The 20,372-nt window shown below is 58.3% G+C and carries 23 protein-coding genes and 1 tRNA gene; 18 read left to right on the forward strand and 6 right to left on the reverse strand.

Features of this window, described 5'->3' with window-relative positions:
• Nucleotides 1-47 precede the first annotated feature (47 nt).
• Genes sufC through D1820_RS03705 form a run of 5 tightly spaced genes read left to right on the forward strand, consistent with a single transcriptional unit; the run spans nucleotide 48 to nucleotide 4,360 of the window.
• Nucleotides 48-803, forward strand: a complete 756-nt coding sequence (sufC, locus tag D1820_RS03685; RefSeq protein ID WP_014879982.1) for a Fe-S cluster assembly ATPase SufC — start codon at nucleotides 48-50, stop codon at nucleotides 801-803.
• Nucleotides 804-2,084, forward strand: a complete 1,281-nt coding sequence (locus tag D1820_RS03690; protein ID WP_118067915.1) for a SufD family Fe-S cluster assembly protein — start codon at nucleotides 804-806, stop codon at nucleotides 2,082-2,084.
• On the forward strand, nucleotides 2,084-2,569 hold the full coding sequence (locus tag D1820_RS03695; protein WP_118067916.1) for a YIP1 family protein: 486 nt from the start codon (nucleotides 2,084-2,086) through the stop codon (nucleotides 2,567-2,569). The genes D1820_RS03690 and D1820_RS03695 overlap by 1 nt, the downstream gene beginning before the upstream one ends.
• Entirely contained in the window at nucleotides 2,566-3,147 is a 582-nt protein-coding gene (locus tag D1820_RS03700) for a YIP1 family protein (protein ID WP_118067917.1), read from the forward strand. Before D1820_RS03695 ends, D1820_RS03700 begins: the two co-directional genes overlap by 4 nt.
• Nucleotides 3,140-4,360 (forward strand): cysteine desulfurase, encoded by a 1,221-nt coding sequence (locus D1820_RS03705; protein WP_118067918.1) that lies wholly within the window; start codon nucleotides 3,140-3,142, stop codon nucleotides 4,358-4,360. Before D1820_RS03700 ends, D1820_RS03705 begins: the two co-directional genes overlap by 8 nt.
• A gap of 164 nt (nucleotides 4,361-4,524) precedes the next feature.
• On the opposite strand, the gene D1820_RS03710 is transcribed toward D1820_RS03705, so the two are convergent.
• Nucleotides 4,525-6,183: a UDP-N-acetylglucosamine-peptide N-acetylglucosaminyltransferase gene (locus D1820_RS03710; protein WP_118067919.1), complete on the reverse strand. Its 1,659-nt coding sequence runs from the start codon at nucleotides 6,181-6,183 to the stop codon at nucleotides 4,525-4,527.
• Between the two features lie 173 nt (nucleotides 6,184-6,356).
• Nucleotides 6,357-6,446 (reverse strand) — tRNA-Ser (locus D1820_RS03715).
• Nucleotides 6,447-6,566: 120 nt separating this feature from the next.
• On the opposite strand from D1820_RS03715, the gene D1820_RS03720 reads away from it, so the two are divergent.
• The 7 genes from D1820_RS03720 (at nucleotide 6,567) to D1820_RS03750 (ending at nucleotide 12,842) form a co-directional block, all read left to right on the forward strand.
• A complete protein-coding gene (locus D1820_RS03720) occupies nucleotides 6,567-7,418 on the forward strand; it encodes a DUF2059 domain-containing protein (protein WP_118067920.1) in 852 nt (283 codons plus the stop codon).
• A gap of 239 nt (nucleotides 7,419-7,657) precedes the next feature.
• The gene (locus D1820_RS03725; RefSeq protein ID WP_014879989.1) at nucleotides 7,658-8,248 is read left to right on the forward strand and encodes a 50S ribosomal protein L21; all 591 of its coding nucleotides are present in this window, start codon (nucleotides 7,658-7,660) and stop codon (nucleotides 8,246-8,248) included.
• A gap of 11 nt (nucleotides 8,249-8,259) precedes the next feature.
• Nucleotides 8,260-8,529, forward strand: coding sequence for a 50S ribosomal protein L27 (rpmA, locus tag D1820_RS03730; protein ID WP_014874659.1), 270 nt, complete (start codon nucleotides 8,260-8,262; stop codon nucleotides 8,527-8,529).
• A gap of 194 nt (nucleotides 8,530-8,723) precedes the next feature.
• On the forward strand, nucleotides 8,724-9,263 hold the full coding sequence (locus D1820_RS03735) for a GNAT family N-acetyltransferase (protein WP_014879990.1): 540 nt from the start codon (nucleotides 8,724-8,726) through the stop codon (nucleotides 9,261-9,263).
• A gap of 110 nt (nucleotides 9,264-9,373) precedes the next feature.
• Nucleotides 9,374-10,408, forward strand: coding sequence for a GTPase ObgE (obgE, locus tag D1820_RS03740; RefSeq protein ID WP_118067921.1), 1,035 nt, complete (start codon nucleotides 9,374-9,376; stop codon nucleotides 10,406-10,408).
• Nucleotides 10,396-11,502 carry a glutamate 5-kinase gene (proB, locus tag D1820_RS03745; RefSeq protein WP_118067922.1) on the forward strand — a complete coding sequence of 369 codons (1,107 nt, stop codon included), beginning with the start codon at nucleotides 10,396-10,398 and terminating at the stop codon, nucleotides 11,500-11,502. Before obgE ends, proB begins: the two co-directional genes overlap by 13 nt.
• Before the next feature lie 74 nt (nucleotides 11,503-11,576).
• Nucleotides 11,577-12,842: a glutamate-5-semialdehyde dehydrogenase gene (locus D1820_RS03750; RefSeq protein ID WP_118067923.1), complete on the forward strand. Its 1,266-nt coding sequence runs from the start codon at nucleotides 11,577-11,579 to the stop codon at nucleotides 12,840-12,842.
• A gap of 106 nt (nucleotides 12,843-12,948) precedes the next feature.
• Here D1820_RS03750 and D1820_RS03755 read toward each other — a convergent pair whose 3' ends face one another.
• The gene (locus D1820_RS03755; protein WP_014874664.1) at nucleotides 12,949-13,545 is read right to left on the reverse strand and encodes a histidine phosphotransferase family protein; all 597 of its coding nucleotides are present in this window, start codon (nucleotides 13,543-13,545) and stop codon (nucleotides 12,949-12,951) included.
• A 28-nt stretch (nucleotides 13,546-13,573) separates the two neighbouring features.
• Between D1820_RS03755 and D1820_RS03760 the strand changes: the two genes are divergently transcribed.
• The 6 genes from D1820_RS03760 (at nucleotide 13,574) to D1820_RS19055 (ending at nucleotide 17,611) form a co-directional block, all read left to right on the forward strand.
• Nucleotides 13,574-13,759, forward strand: coding sequence for a DUF3553 domain-containing protein (locus D1820_RS03760; RefSeq protein WP_014879994.1), 186 nt, complete (start codon nucleotides 13,574-13,576; stop codon nucleotides 13,757-13,759).
• Nucleotides 13,760-13,864: 105 nt separating this feature from the next.
• On the forward strand, nucleotides 13,865-14,626 hold the full coding sequence (locus D1820_RS03765; RefSeq protein WP_118067924.1) for a GNAT family N-acetyltransferase: 762 nt from the start codon (nucleotides 13,865-13,867) through the stop codon (nucleotides 14,624-14,626).
• The gene (locus D1820_RS03770; RefSeq protein ID WP_118067925.1) at nucleotides 14,623-15,486 is read left to right on the forward strand and encodes a 1-acyl-sn-glycerol-3-phosphate acyltransferase; all 864 of its coding nucleotides are present in this window, start codon (nucleotides 14,623-14,625) and stop codon (nucleotides 15,484-15,486) included. Before D1820_RS03765 ends, D1820_RS03770 begins: the two co-directional genes overlap by 4 nt.
• Nucleotides 15,487-15,671: 185 nt before the next feature.
• On the forward strand, nucleotides 15,672-16,445 hold the full coding sequence (gene rpsB, locus D1820_RS03775) for a 30S ribosomal protein S2 (protein ID WP_024097272.1): 774 nt from the start codon (nucleotides 15,672-15,674) through the stop codon (nucleotides 16,443-16,445).
• Between the two features lie 79 nt (nucleotides 16,446-16,524).
• Nucleotides 16,525-17,400, forward strand: a complete 876-nt coding sequence (tsf, locus tag D1820_RS03780) for a translation elongation factor Ts (RefSeq protein ID WP_040169102.1) — start codon at nucleotides 16,525-16,527, stop codon at nucleotides 17,398-17,400.
• A gap of 40 nt (nucleotides 17,401-17,440) precedes the next feature.
• Nucleotides 17,441-17,611, forward strand: coding sequence for a hypothetical protein (locus D1820_RS19055; RefSeq protein WP_162894066.1), 171 nt, complete (start codon nucleotides 17,441-17,443; stop codon nucleotides 17,609-17,611).
• A 242-nt stretch (nucleotides 17,612-17,853) separates the two neighbouring features.
• Here the strand turns inward: D1820_RS19055 and D1820_RS03785 are convergent, their stop codons facing one another.
• The 3 genes from D1820_RS03785 to D1820_RS03795 form a co-directional block, all read right to left on the reverse strand.
• Nucleotides 17,854-18,609, reverse strand: coding sequence for a LuxR family transcriptional regulator (locus D1820_RS03785; protein WP_118067926.1), 756 nt, complete (start codon nucleotides 18,607-18,609; stop codon nucleotides 17,854-17,856).
• The gene (gene aroQ, locus D1820_RS03790) at nucleotides 18,606-19,055 is read right to left on the reverse strand and encodes a type II 3-dehydroquinate dehydratase (protein ID WP_118070006.1); all 450 of its coding nucleotides are present in this window, start codon (nucleotides 19,053-19,055) and stop codon (nucleotides 18,606-18,608) included. Before aroQ ends, D1820_RS03785 begins: the two co-directional genes overlap by 4 nt.
• A gap of 236 nt (nucleotides 19,056-19,291) precedes the next feature.
• Nucleotides 19,292-20,293, reverse strand: coding sequence for an NADPH:quinone oxidoreductase family protein (locus D1820_RS03795; RefSeq protein WP_118067927.1), 1,002 nt, complete (start codon nucleotides 20,291-20,293; stop codon nucleotides 19,292-19,294).
• Nucleotides 20,294-20,372 lie beyond the last annotated feature (79 nt).

A 20,372-nucleotide genomic window follows, 5' to 3' on the forward strand; every position in this document is an offset into this window, starting at 1 on the left:
ACAGGAACAACCGGGGTTCGCCCCGAAGAGATATAAACGAGGAAAAAATGCTCGAAATCAAAAACCTGCACGTCAAACTTGAAGAAGAGGACAAGCAGATCCTCAAAGGCGTCAACCTCACCGTTGAAGCTGGCAAAGTGCATGCGATCATGGGGCCGAACGGCTCTGGCAAATCCACGCTGTCTTATGTGCTGTCTGGCCGCGACGGCTATGAGGTGACCGACGGTGAGGCCTCGCTGGCGGGCGAAGATCTGCTGGAGATGGAGCCGGAAGAGCGCGCCGCCGCAGGCGTCTTCCTGGCGTTCCAATATCCGGTTGAGATCCCCGGTGTCGGCAACATGACCTTCCTGCGCACCGCAGTGAACGCGCAGCGCAAGGCCCGCGGCGAAGAAGAGCTGAGCGCCTCCGATTTCCTGAAGGAGGTCCGCGCCAAGGCGAAGACGCTGAAGATCGACGCCGATATGCTGAAGCGTCCGGTCAATGTCGGCTTCTCCGGTGGTGAGAAAAAGCGTAACGAAATTCTGCAGATGGCGATGCTGGAGCCGAAAATGTGCATCCTTGATGAGACCGATTCCGGTCTGGACGTGGATGCAATGAAACTGGTTTCCGAAGGCGTGAATGCCCTGCGCGACGAAGGCCGCGGTTTCCTCGTCATCACCCACTATCAGCGCCTGTTGGACCACATCAAACCCGACGTGGTTCACATCATGGCAGATGGTCGCATCGTGAAAACTGGTGGTCCTGAGCTGGCGCTGGAAGTCGAGAACAACGGCTATGCTGACATTCTGGCAGAGGGTGTATAAATGGCGCTTGCTGACAGAAAACAAAGCGAAACAGAGGCGCGTCTGGCCACGCTGACCATGCCGGAGGGCGGCTGTCTGGCGGAGGCGCGCAAAGCCGCGCTGTCCCGCGTACAGACGCTGGGGCTGCCCGGCCGTCGCGATGAATATTGGAAATACACCCGGCCCGATACGCTGACCGCAGCGGAGGCACCAACCGCCGCCGTTTTTGATGCAGGCGAGCCTCCGATGTTCAGCGAATTTGATCGCATCAAGATCGTATTTGTCGATGGTGTTTTTGACGCTGCTGCCTCGGATGAACTGGCGTTGGAAGGGATCAGCATTGATCGCATCGCTGATATCTGCGCCAAAGATATCCATTGGGCCAAGGACTTGTACGGTGTTCTTGAAGCGCGCGGTCAGACCCCTGTCGCACGCCCGCTGGCGGCTTTGAATACTGCATTTGCGCAGGATGGTGTCGCGATCCGCGTCACCGGGACGCCTTCGAAACCGGTCAGCTTGATCTATCGCCACGCGTCAGAGGACTCGGATGCGATCCTGCACCACGTGATCCGTGTCGAGAGCGGGGCCAACGCGACCATTCTGGAAAACGGGCCTGCAGCCTCGCGGTTCAACAAGTGCATGGAAATTGACGTCGCCGACGGCGGTTCTCTGCACTTGGTGCGCGCGCAGGGTCGCGACCACGAGCGTCGCGCGGCAACACATCTGTTTGCGCGTCTTGGCACTGAATCTGTGTTCAAATCCTTCACCCTGACCGTGAATGGCGTGCTGACCCGGAATGAGGCGGTGATCGAGCTGACCGGCGATGATGCCGTGGCCCATATCGCTGGTGCGTGTGTTGGCGATGGCGATTTCCATCACGACGACACTGTGTTCATCACCCATGATGCCGTGAACTGTGAGAGCCGTCAGGTCTTCAAGAAGGTGCTGCGCAATGGGGCGACTGGTGTATTCCAAGGCAAGATCCTGGTGAAGGAAGGCGCGCAAAAGACTGACGGGTATCAGATTTCCCAGTCTTTGCTGCTGGACGATGACAGCCAGTTCCTCGCCAAGCCTGAGCTGGAAATCTATGCCGATGACGTGGCTTGTTCGCATGGCTCCACGTCCGGTGCGATTGACGAAGAAGGGCTGTTCTATCTGCGCTCCCGTGGTGTACCGCATGCCGAAGCGACCGATCTCATGACGCTTGCGTTTCTCGCCGAGGCGGTGGACGAGATTGAGGACGCTGATATTGCGGCGAACGTTGTGGACCGGCTGGAAGGCTGGTTGGCCCGGCGCCGCTGATGTCCGTCAGTCAGGACATTGTTGCCACCTACAAGGGGCCGCGCAGAGTTTTTGCGCGGCGTCTTGCCATGGGGCTGCATGAAGGCCGGCTGCTTGCCATTCTGATGGCTGGCTGCGCCATTGCGTTCATTGCGCAGATGCCGGTGCGGGCGCGGGAGGCACATCTGACCGGGCAGGAGTTGAATATGCTGCTGGGCGGATCGCTGCTTGCATTGCTGTTCATGGCGCCGCTGCTGTTATATGCGCTGGCGTTTCTGGCCCATGGGCTGGCCCGGATGGTTGGCGGCTCAGGCGGTAGCGCACAGGCCCGTCTGGCGCTGTTCTGGGCCTTTCTGGCGGCCAGCCCGTTGATGCTGCTAAATGGACTCGTGGCTGGGTTCATCGGGTCGGGGCTTGAACTGACACTGGTTGGCGGGATCTGGTTTCTGCTGTTTCTCTGGTTCTGGGTTAGCGGTATGGCGCAGTCTTACTGGGGTGAAAAATGATACCCTACCAGACACTTGCAAGCCTGACCTTCAGCGCGCCAACTGCGGCGGCACGGGTGCTTCTGTCGGTGGATTGGCCCCGTCAGGCGCTTGTTCTGGCCTTGTTGCTGACGGCGGTGCTGAACACTCTGGTGCTTGAAGTCGCGGATGCGATCCTCGCCAGTGACAGCAGTCTTCTGCCCAGCATGCCCCCGTTACCCTATGCCGGTGCGGTGTTTGCCCTGCATCTCTGCATTACTGGGCTGCTGACCTGGACCGGTCGCTGGATCGGCGGGCGGGCGCGTTTTGTCGATATACTTGCGGTCAACGTCTGGCTGAATGCGGTGCAGATTGTGCTTTTGGCAGCGGTGATACTGCTGCATCTGGTGCTGCCGCTGGCCGCTTCTCTGATTGCGCTGGTGGCGAACTTCGTCATGCTGGCGATTTTTCTGCTGTTCATCAAAGAAGCACATCAGTTTACATCTGTCTGGCGGGCCATCGGCTCGGTTCTGATGTCGGCGATATTGATCGTCATCCTTCTCTCTCTGCTTTTGGGGGCGCATGCCCCGGCACTATTGGGACTTCCCGACCATGTATGACGTCCAAAAAATTCGCGCTGATTTTCCGATCCTGTCCCGTCAGGTAAACGGCAAGCCACTGACCTACCTGGACAATGGCGCGTCGGCGCAGAAACCTCAGGTGGTGATTGACGCCATTACCCGTGCATACTCAGAGGAATACTCAAACGTTCACAGGGGGTTGCACTATCTGTCTAACCTCGCGACCGAGAGGTATGAGAGCGTGCGCGGTACGATCTCTCGCTTCTTGAATGCAGGGGACGAGAATACGATTGTGATGAACTCCGGCACTACGGAGGGCATCAACACCGTGGCCTATGGTTGGGCGATGCCCCAGCTGGAGGCCGGGGATGAGATCATTCTGAGCGTGATGGAGCACCACGCCAACATTGTGCCCTGGCATTTCCTGCGCGAGCGTCAGGGCGTGGTGCTGAAATGGGTAGAGACCGCCGCTGACGGCAGTCTTGATCCGCAGGCGGTATTGGACGCCATCGGTCCCAAGACCAAGCTGATCGCAATTACCCAATGTTCCAATGTGTTGGGAACCATTGTGGATGTGAAAACCATCTGCCGTGAAGCGCGTGAACAAGGCGTTGCGGTGTTGGTCGACGGCTCGCAGGGCGCGGTCCATATGCCAGTGGATGTGCAGGATATCGGCTGTGATTTCTACGCTATCACGGGTCACAAACTCTACGGGCCGTCCTCATCAGGTGCGATCTACATTCGACCCGAACGGATGGCAGAGATGCGCCCCTTCATGGGCGGCGGCGATATGATCAAGGAGGTCGCCCGTGATCAGGTGATCTACAATGATGCGCCGATGAAGTTCGAGGCCGGGACGCCGGGGATCGTACAGATGATCGGTCTGGGCGTGGCGCTCGAATATATGATGGACATCGGCATGGAGAATATCGCCGCCCATGAGACTTCCATAACGACCTATGCCAACGAGCGGCTAAGCGGGCTGAACTGGGTGAATATCCAGGGGCAAGCTGCTGACAAAGCTGCGATTTTCAGCTTCACACTTGAGGGCGCTGCCCATGCGCATGATATTTCCACCATCCTTGACAAAAAGGGCGTTGCTGTGCGTGCCGGTCAGCATTGTGCGGGGCCTCTGATGGATCACCTCGGCGTAGCCGCCACCTGCCGGGCCTCTTTCGGATTGTACAACACCAAGGAAGAGGTCGACGTACTGATCGATGCGCTGGAGCTGGCGCACGACCTGTTTGACTAAGCTGTACGTGTAGACGCGCCAATATCAGCCGCGACCTTGCTCATCCTAGATGCTCACCCGTCAGTGCAGCGCCAGCGCCAGCGCTGCGGTGCTCTGACGGATTTCGCGATGGTGTCACGCGCGGCGGGATGCTTGGCGAAGACGATTCAGTTGGCGCGGCGGTCTTAATGCCGAGTTGCGGACTGACTCTCTTGATAGATCTGGCGCAGCACACCCTCGTAATCTTTCGTCCAGGCTGCGGTATCAAATAACGGCAGCGCCAATCGCTGCTCTCTCAGGTGATGTTTGATACGCATCATTTCATCGGGGTTTTTTGCTAGGCTGACGGCTTTGTCGATGAAGAGTTTTTCTGATTTCACAGACAGGTCAGACAGGTGAGCCGCGCTCAGGATGCTGCTGGCCACGCGGGACGCAAACTGTTTTCCGGCTCGTGTCAGTATCGGAACGCCGGCCCACAGGGCGTCGGACGCCGTGGTGTGGGCATTGTAGCTAAAGCAATCGAGGCACAGGTCGACCTGCGCTATGCGATCAAGGTGGGCAGCCTGCGGTAACGCCCCGCAGGGGATGATCCGATCTGGATCCACGCCATGCGCCTCGGCCTTTTGAGTGATGTCATCGGAGATATCATCACTACCCATATAAAACAGCAGCACCGAGCCCGGAGCTCTTTTGAGGATTTTCATCCAGGCGGAAAACTCTCGCGGACCGACCTTGTAGGTATTGTTCAGGTTGGCGAAAACGAATGTGTCCTGCGGCAGGTTGTAGTCAGATCTTGTGTTGCGGACTTCCGGGATATGGCGGCAATTGCTGTTCGGCTGATAGCAATTGGGCAGTCTGAGGATCGTTTCGCTATAATACTGCTCAGCGCCTTCCGGGATGGTGACATGATCGGCGATCATATAGTCCATCATGTCCATGCCAGTAGTTCCGGGAAACCCGAGGAAAGACACTTGGACAGGTGCAGCTCCGCAGGCGAAGATTTCCTGCTTTGACTTGAACGTATCGCCTTTGAGATCGACGGCGATATCGACCTTGTCGCGGATGGACAGATCGGCAATTTCCTCAGCAGTCAGGTCTGAGACATCCCTGTAGTGATCCGCAAATGCACGGACGAAGGTGCTTTCCTCCGACTGCTCTCTGGGAAAGAGATCGTAGACGAAGAATTCAAACTGTTCTCTATCATGGGCCTTCAGGGCGCCTCTAAACAGATGCATTGTCGCATGTTCACAGAAGTCGCTCGAGAAATAACCAATTCTGATTTTTTCGCCGGGATCATGGGGAGCAGGTTTGCTTCGTTTGGGTTTGGGTGCTCGCAGCTGTGCATTTTCAAGCTGCGCTTGCGGGTCATCCAGATAGGCTAGCAGCGCCAGGGGTTCAAAATTAAGGCCTTTCTGGCGCATTCGCTGGATCGTGGCCACCTCTTGTGCCCCGCTTTCCCAAGCAAGGAATTTTCGCCGAAGCCTCAGTATAAGTGGCAGCGCGATAGGGTTGTTCTCATCGATCTGCAGGGCGGCCTCAAGGGTCGTGAGCGCCTCTCTCTCGTCGCCACCATCTTTCAATCTTGATCCGAGGGCGGCGATGAAAACAGGGTTTGACGACGCCAGCGACAGAGCTTTTTTCTGCAAGGCAATGGCTTCGGCAATGCGCCCGGGTTGGGAGGCGACGATCTCAGCCAGATAGTGATAGCTGAGCGCAGTCTCACCCTCATGTATGAGGGAGCTGCGCATCAAAGGTTCGGCATCTGCGAAGTCACGGCTGCGCATAAGGAGAACTGCGCGTGTATAGAGCGGGCAGTTAAATCCGTTTGGAAACGCAATGGTCAAAATGAAACTCCGGATCAGCGCCGGCCTATTCTGACTTGAAATGCTTAATGGCCGGTGAGGATCCGCAGATGAAATGGCGGGTATTTCGGCATATTTACGACAGCAATCTTGGAGACCCCAAGCGCAATCTATCGCGCGGGAACATCAGGAGTGGTCAGATTTTAATGTAGTAATGGCGGAGAGACAGGGATTCGAACCCTGGGAACCCGTGAAGGCTCAACGGTTTTCGAGACCGCCCCGTTCGACCACTCCGGCACCTCTCCGCAGGGGGTGAGAGGGCGTTTAAAGTGGAATTCGCAGGCGCGCAAGGGGGGATTTGGCGCATTGAGCAGGAAAATGGATTTTTCATTGTCTCCCGCAGGAAAACGCTTAGGTTTTGGACTATGATACAAATTATGTCGTTCCGAACCCGCGTGATGCAAACGCTCTTGAGCCTTGTTCTTGCATCATTATTCGCAATCACTGCTGCACAGGGCGCGGAGCGGGACAGGGTGATCGCCTTTCTTGAAACCACCGGGTTTGATGTGGCTCTCGACAGTATAGCCCTGTCGGCCGAGATGGCGCCGGATATGCTGGGGGTGGATGCCGGAGATTTTGGCGCTGCCTGGGTGCGGTTGTCGCAGGATGTGTTTGACCTTCAGGAAATGCGCGAGACTGCGCTGGGTATACTGGAAGAAACGCTGGAGGAGGACGCGCTGGCCCATGCTGCTGAGTTCTACGCCAGCCCGCTGGGGGCGCGTCTGGTACAGGCGGAGAATGCCTCTCATATGGTTGAGGATGATGAGACCAAGCAGCAGGCAGGACTGCGCATCATCTCTGACTTGGTGGCCGAGGGCAGTGAGCGCCCGCAGCTGTTCCAGCGCATGGGGCAGGCAATCGATGCCGATGGCACAGGTGTGAAGGCGGTGCAGGAAATCCAGTTTCGGTTCCTGATGGCGGCCAGCGCCGCCGGTGTGATCGATCTGCAGCTGGACGCGGACGGGTTGCGCGCCTTTATGAAGGATCAGCAGGCCTCAACCCAGATGGCGCTGCAGGCCGCGAATATGGCCGCAAACGCCTATACCTATCAGGCCTTCAACAATGAGGAACTGGAAGCGTATATTGTGGCGTTGGAGCATCCGCTGATGCAGCGGGTTTATGAGCTGCTCAACGCGGTGACATTCGAAATTACGGCCAACCGTTTCGAAGTGCTGGCCTACCGGCTGAAAGACCTGGAACCGGCGCAGGATCTCTGAAACGAAAACTGCACTACGACCGGTCGCGTTTCGGCTGCGCTAGGCGACACCCGCCTAGGGTTGACAGCTCCTCCGTTTCGCCGCATAAGCCCGCATCCCGGCCCGGATTCTCTGTGCCGGGGTTTATTTGTCATACGCCCCCACGGGGCGCGCTGTTCGAGGTGGCCTTCGGGTCGAAACGCTGGACGCATCTGATGCGAAAGGGACCGTAGGACGCGGGTAGAAAAGGAAAGACGCATATGTTTGCGGTCCTCAAAACCGGCGGCAAGCAGTACAAAGTTCAGGCCGGCGATATGCTGCGCGTGGAAAAATTGGCTGCTGATGCTGGCGAAACAATCCAGTTCAACGACGTCCTGATGCTCGGTGGTGATGCACCGGTTGTGGGTGCGCCCTTTGTTGACGGTGCTGCGGTTCAGGCCGAAGTCGTCGATCAGATCAAAGGCGAGAAGGTCATTCACTTTGTGAAGCGCCGTCGTAAGCACTCCTCCAAGCGCACCAAGGGTCACCGTCAGAAGCTGACTCTGGTCAAGATCACCGAGATCCTGGCCTCCGGCGCTGACAAGTCCGGCGTGAAAGCTGCCAGCGGTCAGGGCGATGCACCTGCTGCCAAAGCCGCTCCGGCTGCAAAAAAGGCTGCGCCTGCTGCCTCCGGTGACAATCTCACCGAGCTGACAGGTGTTGGTCCCGCCGCTGCCAAGAAGCTGGAAGAAGCCGGTCTGACCAGCTTTGCCCAGATCGCGGCCTTGTCGGATGCTGACATTGCTGCTATCGACGCGGTCAAAGTGAAGCCCGAATGGGTTGAGCAGGCCAAAGAATTGGCTAAAGGCTAAGGAGATAGACAATGGCACATAAGAAAGCTGGTGGTTCCTCACGTAACGGCCGCGACTCAGCCGGTCGCCGCCTTGGCGTGAAACTCTATGGTGGCCAAGCGGCCATCTCTGGCAACATCATCGTACGTCAGCGCGGCACCAAGTTTTGGCCGGGCGAAGGCGTTGGCCTGGGCAAAGATCACACGATCTTTGCAACCACGGACGGTGCTGTGACCTTCCACAAAGGCCTCAAGGGCCGCACCTTTATTTCGGTTCTGCCAGTGGCGGAGGCCGCTGAATAAGCCGAACCTGAAAGGTGAGACACAATCAGGGGATCGGCGACATCGCCGGTCCCTTTTTTATTTTTGCCCCGGTGGCAAAACCTAACCAGTTCTCAACGGCTTTGCGTTAGGGCAGGGCGCAACAGTTTGTTAAGGCCCCGCGGTTTCATCCGGCAGCAAGATGAGTGTTGGTATTCTTCGAGAGGAGCAAGGGCATGAGTTTGGATCATAAAAGAGCAGAACAGCCCGTGATCGATGCAGGACGTTTTGTTCTGCGCCCATTGCGCAAATCTGATGAGGGGCTGATTGCCCATTATGTCAGCGATGAACGCGTTGCCCGCATGACAACCGCTATTCCACACCCGCTGCCGCCGGGCGCGATTGAGGCTTTTGTTGCCCGCGCCCTGGATGAGGACCGCGATGAAGATGTCTGGGCCATCGATGGCACCGCAGACGGTGGCGAGGAGCTGAAGGGCATTATCAGCCTCAAGCGGCTTGACCGCGACCAGAGCGAAGTCGGCTATTGGATTGCCCCGGTGTTTTGGAACAATGGCCTTGCCTCAGACGCGTTGCGCGCTTTGGTCGAGACCAATCCGCAAGGGTGTAACGCGCTCTTTGCCAGTGCGTTTCAGGACAATCCGGCCTCCGCACGTGTGCTGACCCATTGCGGGTTTGAGTATCTTGGCGATGCCGAGACCTTTTCCGTGGCGCGCGATGCAACTGTGCCAACCTGGACCTACAGCCGAAAACTGTGATTGGCGCGCCGCGCGGTTTGCGTTAAGTCGGGGCAGCAAGCCCCGGCACCGTCGGTACGCCCCATCTTATCCCTGCGCCCCTGGCGGCAGGTCATCAGCAAGGAGCTGACATGAAATTCCTCGATCTGGCCAAAGTCTACATTCGCTCCGGCGCGGGCGGGAACGGCTGCGTCAGCTTTCGCCGTGAAAAATTTATGGAATATGGCGGTCCCGACGGCGGTGACGGTGGTCGCGGTGGTTCCGTCTGGGTTGAGGTGACCGAAGGGCTGAACACGCTGATTGACTTCCGCTATCAGCAGCATTTCTTCGCCAAGAATGGCCAGTCTGGCATGGGCCGTCAGCGCACCGGCAAAGATGGCGATGATATCGTCCTGCGGGTTCCTGTCGGAACCGAGATCATGGATGAGGATCAGGAGACTGTTCTGGCTGACCTCACCGAGGTGGGGGAGCGTTTCCTGCTGGCAAAAGGCGGCAATGGCGGCTTTGGCAACCTGCATTTCAAAAGCGCGACCAACCAGGCTCCGCGTCGGGCCAATTCCGGTCAGGATGGGATTGAACGCACCATCTGGCTGCGCCTGAAGCTGATCGCCGACGTCGGTCTGCTGGGCCTGCCCAATGCGGGAAAATCCACCTTCCTGTCCGCGACCTCAAACGCGCGGCCCAAGATCGCTGATTACCCGTTTACCACGTTGCATCCCAACCTCGGCGTTGTGGGCATTGATGGGGTTGAATTTGTGGTGGCTGATATTCCCGGTCTGATTGCCGGCGCTCACGAGGGGCGTGGCATTGGCGACCGGTTCCTGGGGCATGTGGAGCGCTGTGCGGTGCTCTTGCATCTGGTAGATGGCACCTCGGACACCATCGCTGAGGATTACCAGACCATCATCAATGAGCTGGAAGCCTATGGTGGCGAGCTGGCGGAGAAGCCCCGTATCACGGCGCTGAACAAGATCGACTCCCTTGATGATGAAGAGCGCGCCGAGGCTAAGGCCGAGCTGGAGGCTGCGGTGGGTGGACCTGTGTTCATGATGTCAGGTGTCAGCCGCGAAGGTCTGAACGAGGTGCTGCGGTCCATGCGGACCCAGATCGACGAAGATCGTCTGCGCCAGAAACCCCAAGAGGAGCAGGACACGTGGCAACCCTGACCGACGCCCAGCGTATCGTTGTCAAAATCGGGTCCGCCCTGTTGGTGGACCGGACAAGCGGTGCATTGCGGGCGGATTGGTTGCGGGCCTTGGCGGCGGATGTTGCCTGGCTGAAATCCATGGGCAAGGATGTGATCCTTGTCTCATCCGGCTCTATCGCCTTGGGGCGTCGGGTGCTGGGGTTGGCGGCACAGGAGTTGCCGCTGGAGCAGTCGCAGGCCGCGGCAGCCGTTGGTCAAATCCGGCTCGCAGGCGCCTATGAGGAGGCATTGGCCCCGCATGATATCACCACCGCGCAGGTGCTGGTCACATTGGAAGACAGCGCCGACCGACGCCGCTATCTGAATTCCCGCGCCACGTTGGAGACGCTTATTGGCTTGGGCGTTGTGCCCATCGTTAATGAAAATGACACCATCGCCACCGATGAGATCCGCTATGGCGACAACGACCGGCTGGCGGCGCAGGTGGCGGTCACGGTTGGCGCCGATGCTCTCATCCTGCTGTCGGATGTCGATGGGTTCTACACAGCCAACCCGGCGTTGGATCCGACCGCCCGGCGCTATGACATCATCGACCAGATCACCACGGAGATTGAGGCGATGGCCGGCGATGGTGTTTCGGGTCTCTCCAAGGGCGGGATGATCACCAAGCTCCTGGCGGCCAAAATGGCAACGGCGGCGGGTTGTGCTATGGCGATTACCGAAGGTTCGCCTGATAATCCACTGAAGTTGCTTGAAAATGGTGCGGCCTCGACGTGGTTCGCCGCGCAGGATGATCCGCAGGTTGCACGCAAGCGCTGGATCGCGGCGATGAAGACACGCGGTGTGGTCTCTGTGGATGAAGGCGCGGCACGGGCACTCGGCTCCGGCAAGAGCCTATTGCCCGCTGGCATCCGACATATCGAAGGAGACTTTGGCCGCGGTGACCCGTTGGCCATCCTGGGCCCAGACGGGCGAAAACTGGGGCAGGGGCTTAGCCGGTATACAGCCGAGGAGGCGTCTGCCATCAAAGGGTGCCAGTCGATCGAGATCGAGGCCATCCTTGGTTATGCGGGCCGCGCTGCTGTCATTCACCGTGATGATATGGCGCTGTAACCGTGATCCATGTTAGGGCTGACCCCGCCTGACCGCGAGATGTGTCAAAGAGGGTCTACAAAGGGTTTCAACCAATGAATGAGACGCAAGATATTGCTGCGCTGATGGCCGATATTGGCAAACGCGCAAAGCAGGCCGCCGCAAAACTGGCGACAGCCACCGCTGAACGCAAAACGGCGGCGCTGAATGCGGCGGCGGATGCTGTTTGGGACACTCGTGCGGAGATCCTGTCGGCCAATGCCAAGGATCTTGATTTCGGTCGCAGTAAAGGGTTATCGCCCGCCATGATGGACCGGCTGTCGCTGGATGAGGACCGGATTTCGGGGGTCGTCGCTGGGCTGCGCGCGGTTGCCGCACAACCCGACCCCGTCGGAGAGGTCTTGGCCGAATGGTCTCAGCCTTCTGGGTTGGACATTCAGCGGGTGCGTACCCCACTTGGGGTGATCGGCGTGATCTACGAAAGCCGCCCGAATGTGACAGCGGATGCCGGCGCGCTGTGTCTCAAATCCGGCAATGCGGTGATCCTGCGGGGCGGGTCGGAGAGTTTTCATTCCAGTCAGGCCATACATGGCTGTTTGGCTGCGGGTCTGCGTGTCGCCAACCTGCCTGAGGACGCTGTTCAGCTGGTGCCGACGCGCGATCGCGCCGCTGTGCAGGAGCTTCTCACCATGACCGATACTGTCGATGTGATTGTTCCGCGTGGCGGTAAGGGGTTGGTGGGGCTGGTCCAGCGCGAGGCGCGGGTGCCGGTCTTTGCACATTTGGAGGGCATCGTGCACATCTACCTCGATAAAGATGCAGATCCGCAAAAGGCGCTGGAGATCGTTCTGAACGCAAAAACCCGCAGGACCGGTATCTGTGGGGCTGCGGAATGCCTGTTGATCCACCGTGATATTGCCGAGACAATCGGTCGGGACGTACTGACTGCGCTGGCGACAGCGGGGGTGGAAATCCGGGCTGAGGCTGGTCTGCCGGGGCCGGATGGCATGACAGCCGCCACAAGCGCGGATTGGGGCTGCGAATATCTGGATGCGATTATCGCGGCCAAGCAGGTCGAGGATATCGACGCCGCGATTGCCCATATCCGGGCGCATCATTCGCAGCACACCGATTGCATCATCACCGAAAACGATGGTGCTGTGGCGCAGTTCTTCGCTGAGCTGGATAGCGCGATCCTGATGCACAATGCTTCAACCCAGTTTGCCGATGGTGGTGAATTTGGCATGGGAGCGGAGATCGGCATTGCGACGGGCAAGATGCACGCACGTGGGCCTGTCGGGGCGGCGCAGTTGACCAGCTTCAAATATCTGGTGCGTGGCCATGGAGCCGTACGCAGCTAATTGCGGACCAGGCTGACATTAAAAAAGCGCTGCAAGTGATTGCAGCGCTTTCATTATATCCTTGATTCGATCCAGCCTGCATAGGGCCAGACTAGAAATGGCCAGCTTAGAAATGGACAGTGACGCGTTCCAGCGTCTGTTCCACACGGACGGTGCGGCCCAGATCTTTTGCCGCCTCGGGCAGCATCGCGAACTGAACCAGCGCGGGTGTGACGGTTGCCGAGGAGGTGCCGCCGCTAACGCGCGCCCAGAGATCATCATCAATATTCAGCTTGCTGCCCTCACCGATGACGGTCCATTTCCCGTCGGCACAGAGGATCTTGACCGTGCCGCCATAGGGCAGGCCGGTTTCCAGGCACAGCGCCGCGAGGAAGGCAAGCCGTACCTCAGTCCGGCTGGAGGCCTCCTGCGGGGCCCATTGATATTTCAACCGGCCCCCTTTGCCGATATCTTCGAGAACGGAGACCACTTCGGCCCGGCTAATCTGCTGATCGCTGGCCGCGCCAAAAGCAATCCGAAAGAACCGGATACGGGCATTGGCATTGGCCACACTGTCGGAGATCAACTCCAGCTCGGGACCGGACATATCTCCAGACATTCCAAGCAGTTCCAGCCCGTTGTTGATCGCGCCGATCGGGCTGATCAGGTCGTGGCAAATGCGCGACCCTATCAAAGCCGCGAGATTAGCGTTATCTACTGACATATCTTTCCTCCGAAGTGGGCCCTCACACATGAACGACCTGAACGCTATACTTGCCCCTGGCATGTTCGTGACCCATCCCGACCACCCCGAGTGGGGCACCGGGCAGGTTCAGTCCAACGCTGCCGGCAAGATCACCGTGAATTTCCCCGATCAGGGTAAGGTGGTGTTCAACGGCGCTCAGGTGGCCCTTATTCCAGTCTTTGATCCGTCATAAGCGTTGATGAACGGTTAACGCCTGTTCACCAATTTGAACGAAACTTGCACATGCCGTGCCTTATAGGCTAGCTGCACGCAAGGCAAACCATTGTTGAGCAAGGTCATGGGCGGCAGTTCTCCTGCGTTTCAGGTCAAACTGGCACAGACATCAGCGGATTTACGCGCGGCGCAGGCGCTTCGGTACGACGTCTTTGTCAGCGAACTGGGCGGTGGTGGTGCTTTGGTGGACCATGATGCCGGCTTGGAGCGGGATTATTTCGATGCGTTTTGTGACCACCTCCTGCTCTGGGATCTGGAGCGCGATGCGGTGGTGGGTGTCTATCGTCTGCTGCGGAGCGATCAGGCCCTGCGCGCGGGGCAATTCTATTCCGAGGGCGAATATGATCTCTCCAAACTGACAGCATCGGGTCGTAAGCTGTTGGAACTGGGGCGTTCCTGCCTGCATCCGGATTACCGCGGTGGCACCGCCATGTTCCATCTGTGGTCCGCTTTGGCGGACTATGTGGCGGAACATGAGGTTGAAATCCTGTTTGGTGTTGCCAGCTTTCACGGGACCGATACCGCGCCCCTGGCCAATGCACTGTCGATGCTCTACCACAATCATCTGGCACCTGGGACGCTGCGCCCCGTCGCGCGGGAGTATCAGTCGATGGAGTTGATCGCGGTAGATGATTTGGACCGCCGACAGGCGATGCTGGACACCCCAGCCCTGATCAAGGCCTATCTGCGCCTGGGGGGCTGCGTCGGAGATGGTGCGTTTGTTGATCATGCGTTCAACACAACGGATGTCTGCCTCGTGCTTGACACCGCGCGAATGAATGCGCGGCAAAAACGGATCTACGGCGCAGGGCGGAGCACCACATGAGCACCTGGGAGGGCGGTGACGCCGCAGCTCCGATAGCGATCAGCGCGACGGGCTGGATGCGGGTTGCCCTTCGCGGATCACTGCTGGGAGTGTTGGTTTTTGGCGGGTTGCTGATCCTGCTCCTGGTTCGCATGGTTGAACGTCCGCTCTGCGGCTTGAACCGGCCGGTCACGCCCTTCATCACGCAATGGGTTTGCCGCAATGCATTCCGCGTCCTTGGTATGAGGTTTCGCACCAAGGGCGCCTTGATGACAAACCGCGGTGCGGTGGTGGCGAACCACACATCGTGGCTGGATATTTTTGCCCTGAATGCGCGTAAACGGATCTATTTTGTCTCCAAGGCAGAGGTCGCCGGCTGGCCTGGTATCGGCTGGCTGGCGCGCGCAACCGGCACCGTTTTTATCAAGCGGGACGCAAGGGAGGCGCAAAAACAGACGGCCTTGTTTCAAAAACGTCTGCTTCTGGGGCATAAGCTGTTGTTCTTTCCGGAGGGGACATCGACGGACGGTTTGCGGGTCTTGCCGTTTAAAACCACGCTTTTTGCGGCGTTTTTCCACCCAGAACTGCGCGATCATATTTCGATCCAACCGGTGTCCGTTGTGTTTCTTCCGCCCGAAGGTGAAGAGCCACGTTTTTACGGTTGGTGGGGAGATATGGACTTTGGCCCGCATCTGTTGAAAACCCTTGCGGCGCGGCGTCAGGGCGAGGTTGTACTGCACTATCATGAACCGCTTCGGGTGTCCGACTATCCCGATCGCAAAGCATTAGCCGCCGCCTGCGAGGCGCGGGTCAGGGCGGGACATACTATGCTGCGGTCGGGTGGCGTGCTCGCAAACGGACAGGATGACTCTGCGACCTAAGCGGCGCACGGGAGAGCGGTCAGACTTTTGCTCTTGCGCATTCCACAGGGCTGGCATATACGCGCGCCATTCAATCCGCAGGTGGGGATTGGCCTGACCGGGGGAGACATCCCCGGCAGACCGCCGGTTGGAGCATCCGCTCTGAGACCCCCGCCGAGGCACGAAACCGGAAAAGGAAAATATACATGGCTCTTCCCGAGTTCTCCATGCGCCAGCTGCTTGAGGCAGGCGTACACTTTGGTCACCAAACCCAGCGCTGGAACCCGCGCATGTCGCCGTTCATCTACGGCTCGCGCAATGGCATCCACATTTTGGACCTGACCCAGACCGTTCCCATGCTCGACGCAGCTCTGAATGCTGTGCGTGACACCGTCGCAAAAGGCGGCCGCGTTCTGTTCGTCGGCACCAAGCGTCAGGCGGCTCAGCCGATCGCAGATGCTGCTGAGAAATCCGCTCAGTACTTCATGAACCACCGCTGGCTCGGCGGCACGCTGACCAACTGGAAAACCGTTTCCCAGTCGATCAACCGTCTGAAGGAAATCGACGAGAAAATGGCGTCCGGCGCCGAAGGCCTGACCAAGAAAGAGCGTCTGGGCATGGAGCGTGACCAGCTGAAACTGGAAGCGTCCCTCGGCGGTATCCGCGAGATGGGCGGCGTTCCTGATCTGCTGTTCGTCATCGACGTGAAAAAAGAAGCTCTGGCCATCGCCGAAGCCAACAAACTGGGCATCCCGGTTGTGGCCATCGTCGACACCAACTGCTCGCCCGATGGTGTCGATTACATCATCCCCGGCAACGACGACGCAGCCCGCGCAATTGCGCTCTACTGCGATCTGGTTGCGCGCGCAGCTCTGGACGGCATGTCCGCTCAGCTGGGTGCGGCAGGCGTTGATCTTGGCGCACTGGAAGACGCACCGGTTGAAGAAGCCGTTGCTGAAGAAGCTGCTGCCGAAGCCTGATCCGTCCCGTCACGGAACTGACATGAGGGGCAGGGTATCACCTGCCCCAAATCCGTTTTTGAATTGAGGAGAGCCTAAGATGGCAATTACTGCATCCATGGTTAAGGAACTGCGCGACAGCACCGGCGCAGGCATGATGGACGCCAAGAAAGCGTTGACCGAAACCAATGGCGACATGGAAGCCGCCGTTGACTGGCTGCGCACCAAGGGTCTGGCCAAAGCGGCCAAGAAATCCGGCCGTACCGCTGCCGAAGGCCTGGTCGCCGTGGTCGTCGAAGGCAACAAAGGTGTTGCTGTCGAAGTGAACTCGGAAACCGACTTTGTTGGCAAAAACGCTGAATTCCAGGAAATGGTCTCCGGCATCGCCAAGACAGCTCTGAACGTTGCTGATGTTGACGCGCTGCTGGCGGCTGACATGGGCGGCAAGACCGTTGCTGACACGCTGACCGACAAAATCGCCACCATTGGCGAGAACATGAACGTCCGCCGTATGGCGTCGCTCGAAGGTGACACCGTTGTGTCCTACGTGCACAACGCCGCCACCGCTGGCATGGGCAAGATCGGTGTTCTGGTTGCCATGAACGGTGGTGACGAGGCGATTGGCAAACAGGTTGCGATGCACATCGCCGCTGTGAACCCCGCCGCGCTGAGCGAAGCTGAGCTGGACGCCTCGGTTGTCGAGAAAGAAAAGCAGGTCCAGATGGACATCGCCCGCGAATCCGGCAAGCCGGAGCAGGTGATCGAGAAGATGATCGTCGGCCGGATGAAGAAATTCGTCGCCGAAGCAACCCTGCTGAACCAGCAGTTTGTTGTGAACCCTGACCTGACCGTTGAAGAAGCGGCCAAGGAAGCAGGCGCGACCATCACTGGTTTTGTTCGTCTGGAAGTGGGCGAAGGCATCGAAGTCGAAAAAGAAGACTTCGCCGCTGAGGTTGCCAAGGCCGCACAGGGCTAATCCTGTCCGAGCTTTGCTCTTGTGAATAATGAAAAGGCCAATGAAGCTGTTGCTTCATTGGCCTTTTCTTTTGGCGAAGCGCAGCTGCTTCGTTGGTTTGGGGCAACCTGAAAAGACTGCGCAGGCCAATAAATCAACCTGTACCGTTCTGATAGATATCTTGGATATAAAAGAGTTGAGGGGCGCTGCTGGTGTTGCAGAGCTCCTCTGAATATCCCGGCGCTGGCGCGGAACAATACGCGCAGCGACCGGACAGGTTAGAGAGCCTTGAAATCCCAAGGGTCATGCCCTGCGCCGTCCCAGGCCAAAGCCCCACTCACGGAACATTGTAAGTGTGCCTGTAATTCGCGCCTTCTGGAAGTAATGAATTCCATACCCAATTCTGAAGAAGGGGTTAATAGATTTTCGGAATATACGTTAAACAACCTTTTGAATGTATATTTTATGATTTTATCAATTTTCCATAACGTACATCTGGTTGTGCAGGGCGGCCTTTAGAACCGCATGGGCTGTTGTCTCAACGGCGAGGGCCTCACGCGCAAGACGTAGGTGTTTTTCGACGGTTGCAGGCGTCAACCCCATCAGCAACGCAATGTCTTGGGTGGTTTTGCCGTCGCCAACCCACTGTAATGCCTCGCGCTGACGTTTTGTCAGGCTGCGGTTTGGGGGATCATAGGGCATGGTCAGGATTTTTAAATGCGCGACATTGTTCATCAATATGATGTCATGCCCGTCCTTTGCCCAGATCTCGTCGATGTCGTCCTGACTCAGGCCTTCCTCAGCCGCCAGTGAAATCGCCCCTTTGAAGCGTTGGGAGGTTGAATAGAAACTGACCGTGTAACCAGCCCGGACGCCCATGGCCGTGTTGAAATCGATCACTTTCTGGGCTTGCGGTGTCAGTGTTTGCTGCTCCAGCTGTTGCTGCACCATCCGCCAGCTGCCGGCCCCCTCGTTATTCAATGCCCATTGCAGCATGGGGGCGTCGAAATAGAGGCCGGAATTGACAAACCCCTGCACATACTCCGCGCAATGGTTGGAGAGGATGACGAAATCCTCCGGATCGCCAAGGGATGTCTTGGTCTTGTGGCGCGTATAGCCGTAGATCAACCGATCAAACCCAAAGGCTTGCATCTGTTTGACGTGTTCCAGCCACAGCTCCTCAAGCGTCCGTGCGCCGCACAGAAAGTTGAGATAGGCCCGAAGTTTCATCCCGCGGCGTCTTTGTCCAGATGGGCGCGTAGCGCGTCCAGTGCCATGATATACCCCTGAGTGCCAAAGCCGCAGATCTGCCCCAGCGCTGCTCGCGCGAGATAAGAGCGGTGGCGAAAATCCTCACGCGCATGGATGTTTGAGAGGTGAACCTCAACCACGGGCAGCTCAATCGAGAAGATCGCATCCATCAACGCGATGGAGGTATGTGTATAGGCGCCTGCATTGAGGATAACGCCGCCATAAACGCCCCGCGCACCGTGCAACGCATCAAGCAGAGTCCCCTCATGGTTCGACTGCTCGCAGCTCACGGAGAGGCCGATGGACTGCCCGTGTTCGACACAACGCTGTTCGACCATGGCGAGCGTCTCGCGGCCATAGACCTCCGGTTGACGGGTGCCAAGCAGGTTGAGATTGGGTCCGTTCAAAACCAGGATGGTGTGCATGTTGGTATCCACTTGTTCTTATGATGCCCTGGCTGCGCGGGCTGTCAGTTTAACTGCTGTGACAGGAACTGACAGGCTGGTCATCAGCGTTTTGGGAATGCTCCGGAGCGATGTGCTGGCCGGAGACATTCAACTCCACGATTGGCGGTCAGAGTCCTGTAGTTGGCTCATATTGATATATCTTTCAGGATGATATGCAAGCCAGCTAACGCTAACGTTGTGCGGGTACGGCTGTTTCACTCAGGCGTATTTGTCAGGATGATCTTTCCCAGCACGCCCCGGTTTTGCATCTCCGTCAGCGCGGTTGCCGCGTCGCTCATCGGGTAGGCCGCATGCACACGGGGCCGGATCTTGCCGCTGCGATAGAGCTCAAACAGCTCCTCCACATTGCGCAGGTGCTGCGCTGGGTCGCGTTGCACGGCAGCGCCCCAAAAGACTCCCACGATCTGGCAGCCTTTCAGCAGGGGCAGGTTCATCGGGATCTTTGGGATGCCTGCGGCAAAGCCGACAACGAGATAACGGCCCTGCCAGCCCATGGCGCGCAGCGCAGGCTCCGCATAGGAACCACCCACCGCATCATAGACCACATCCACACCCGATTTCCCTGCCAGGGCTTTGATATTTTTACCAAAGCTGATCTGATCTTCCTTGTCCGGCGCATGGCCGTAGATCACCGTGGCATCCGCACCGATCTCCTGACAGAACGCGGCTTTTTCGGCGGAGGACACGGCAGCAATAACGCGCGCGCCCGCTGCTTTGGCCAGCTCTACCGCAGCAGATCCAACACCACCGGCGGCGCCGAGGACCAGCACAGTTTCGCCCGATTGTAGAGTGGCGCGCTCCTTCAGGGCGTGATGCGATGTGCCATAGGTGAAGACAAACCCGGCGGCATCCAGATCGGACATTTGATCCGGGATCCGGATCGCACTGGCGGCTGGGATCGCGATATGGGTGGCAAAGCCGCCATAGCCTGTCAGTGCCAGAACCCGATCTCCGATCTTGTGGCCCTGAACCTCAGGACCAAGGGCGATGATTTCTCCTGCGATCTCTCCGCCGGGCGCAAAGGGTCGGGGCGGTTTGATCTGATACAGATCCTGGATCATCAGCGTATCTGGGTAATTCACGCTGGCGGCATGGATTTTGACCAACACCTCCTGGGCCCCGGGTTGGGGGCAGTCTTGCGCGCTCCACTGCAGGGTTTCGGGGCCGCCCGGAGCGGTTGAGAGCATGGCGTGCATGGCTGAGTGTCCTGTCATGATGCCCAAGCGGGCCCGTTGTGACGTCAAGTCTTCTGTGTGGATCTTACGTTGTCAATGA

It is taken from the genome of Phaeobacter sp. LSS9 (assembly GCF_003443595.1).
Classification (GTDB): Bacteria; Pseudomonadota; Alphaproteobacteria; order Rhodobacterales; family Rhodobacteraceae; genus Phaeobacter; species Phaeobacter piscinae.

Bases quoted from the DNA above. Each gene is read 5' to 3' on its own strand.
- sufC (WP_014879982.1), top strand. From the start codon at position 48: ATGCTCGAAATCAAAAACCTGCACGTCAAACTTGAAGAAGAGGACAAG.
- D1820_RS03690 (WP_118067915.1), top strand. From the start codon at position 804: ATGGCGCTTGCTGACAGAAAACAAAGCGAAACAGAGGCGCGTCTGGCC.
- D1820_RS03695 (WP_118067916.1), top strand. From the start codon at position 2,084: ATGTCCGTCAGTCAGGACATTGTTGCCACCTACAAGGGGCCGCGCAGA.
- D1820_RS03700 (WP_118067917.1), top strand. From the start codon at position 2,566: ATGATACCCTACCAGACACTTGCAAGCCTGACCTTCAGCGCGCCAACT.
- D1820_RS03705 (WP_118067918.1), top strand. From the start codon at position 3,140: ATGTATGACGTCCAAAAAATTCGCGCTGATTTTCCGATCCTGTCCCGT.
- D1820_RS03720 (WP_118067920.1), top strand. From the start codon at position 6,567: ATGATACAAATTATGTCGTTCCGAACCCGCGTGATGCAAACGCTCTTG.
- D1820_RS03725 (WP_014879989.1), top strand. From the start codon at position 7,658: ATGTTTGCGGTCCTCAAAACCGGCGGCAAGCAGTACAAAGTTCAGGCC.
- rpmA (WP_014874659.1), top strand. From the start codon at position 8,260: ATGGCACATAAGAAAGCTGGTGGTTCCTCACGTAACGGCCGCGACTCA.
- D1820_RS03735 (WP_014879990.1), top strand. From the start codon at position 8,724: ATGAGTTTGGATCATAAAAGAGCAGAACAGCCCGTGATCGATGCAGGA.
- obgE (WP_118067921.1), top strand. From the start codon at position 9,374: ATGAAATTCCTCGATCTGGCCAAAGTCTACATTCGCTCCGGCGCGGGC.
- D1820_RS03750 (WP_118067923.1), top strand. From the start codon at position 11,577: ATGAATGAGACGCAAGATATTGCTGCGCTGATGGCCGATATTGGCAAA.
- D1820_RS03755 (WP_014874664.1), bottom strand. From the start codon at position 13,545: ATGTCAGTAGATAACGCTAATCTCGCGGCTTTGATAGGGTCGCGCATT.
- D1820_RS03760 (WP_014879994.1), top strand. From the start codon at position 13,574: ATGAACGACCTGAACGCTATACTTGCCCCTGGCATGTTCGTGACCCAT.
- D1820_RS03765 (WP_118067924.1), top strand. From the start codon at position 13,865: ATGGGCGGCAGTTCTCCTGCGTTTCAGGTCAAACTGGCACAGACATCA.
- D1820_RS03770 (WP_118067925.1), top strand. From the start codon at position 14,623: ATGAGCACCTGGGAGGGCGGTGACGCCGCAGCTCCGATAGCGATCAGC.
- rpsB (WP_024097272.1), top strand. From the start codon at position 15,672: ATGGCTCTTCCCGAGTTCTCCATGCGCCAGCTGCTTGAGGCAGGCGTA.
- tsf (WP_040169102.1), top strand. From the start codon at position 16,525: ATGGCAATTACTGCATCCATGGTTAAGGAACTGCGCGACAGCACCGGC.
- D1820_RS19055 (WP_162894066.1), top strand. From the start codon at position 17,441: ATGAAGCTGTTGCTTCATTGGCCTTTTCTTTTGGCGAAGCGCAGCTGC.
- D1820_RS03785 (WP_118067926.1), bottom strand. From the start codon at position 18,609: ATGAAACTTCGGGCCTATCTCAACTTTCTGTGCGGCGCACGGACGCTT.
- aroQ (WP_118070006.1), bottom strand. From the start codon at position 19,055: ATGCACACCATCCTGGTTTTGAACGGACCCAATCTCAACCTGCTTGGC.
- D1820_RS03795 (WP_118067927.1), bottom strand. From the start codon at position 20,293: ATGCACGCCATGCTCTCAACCGCTCCGGGCGGCCCCGAAACCCTGCAG.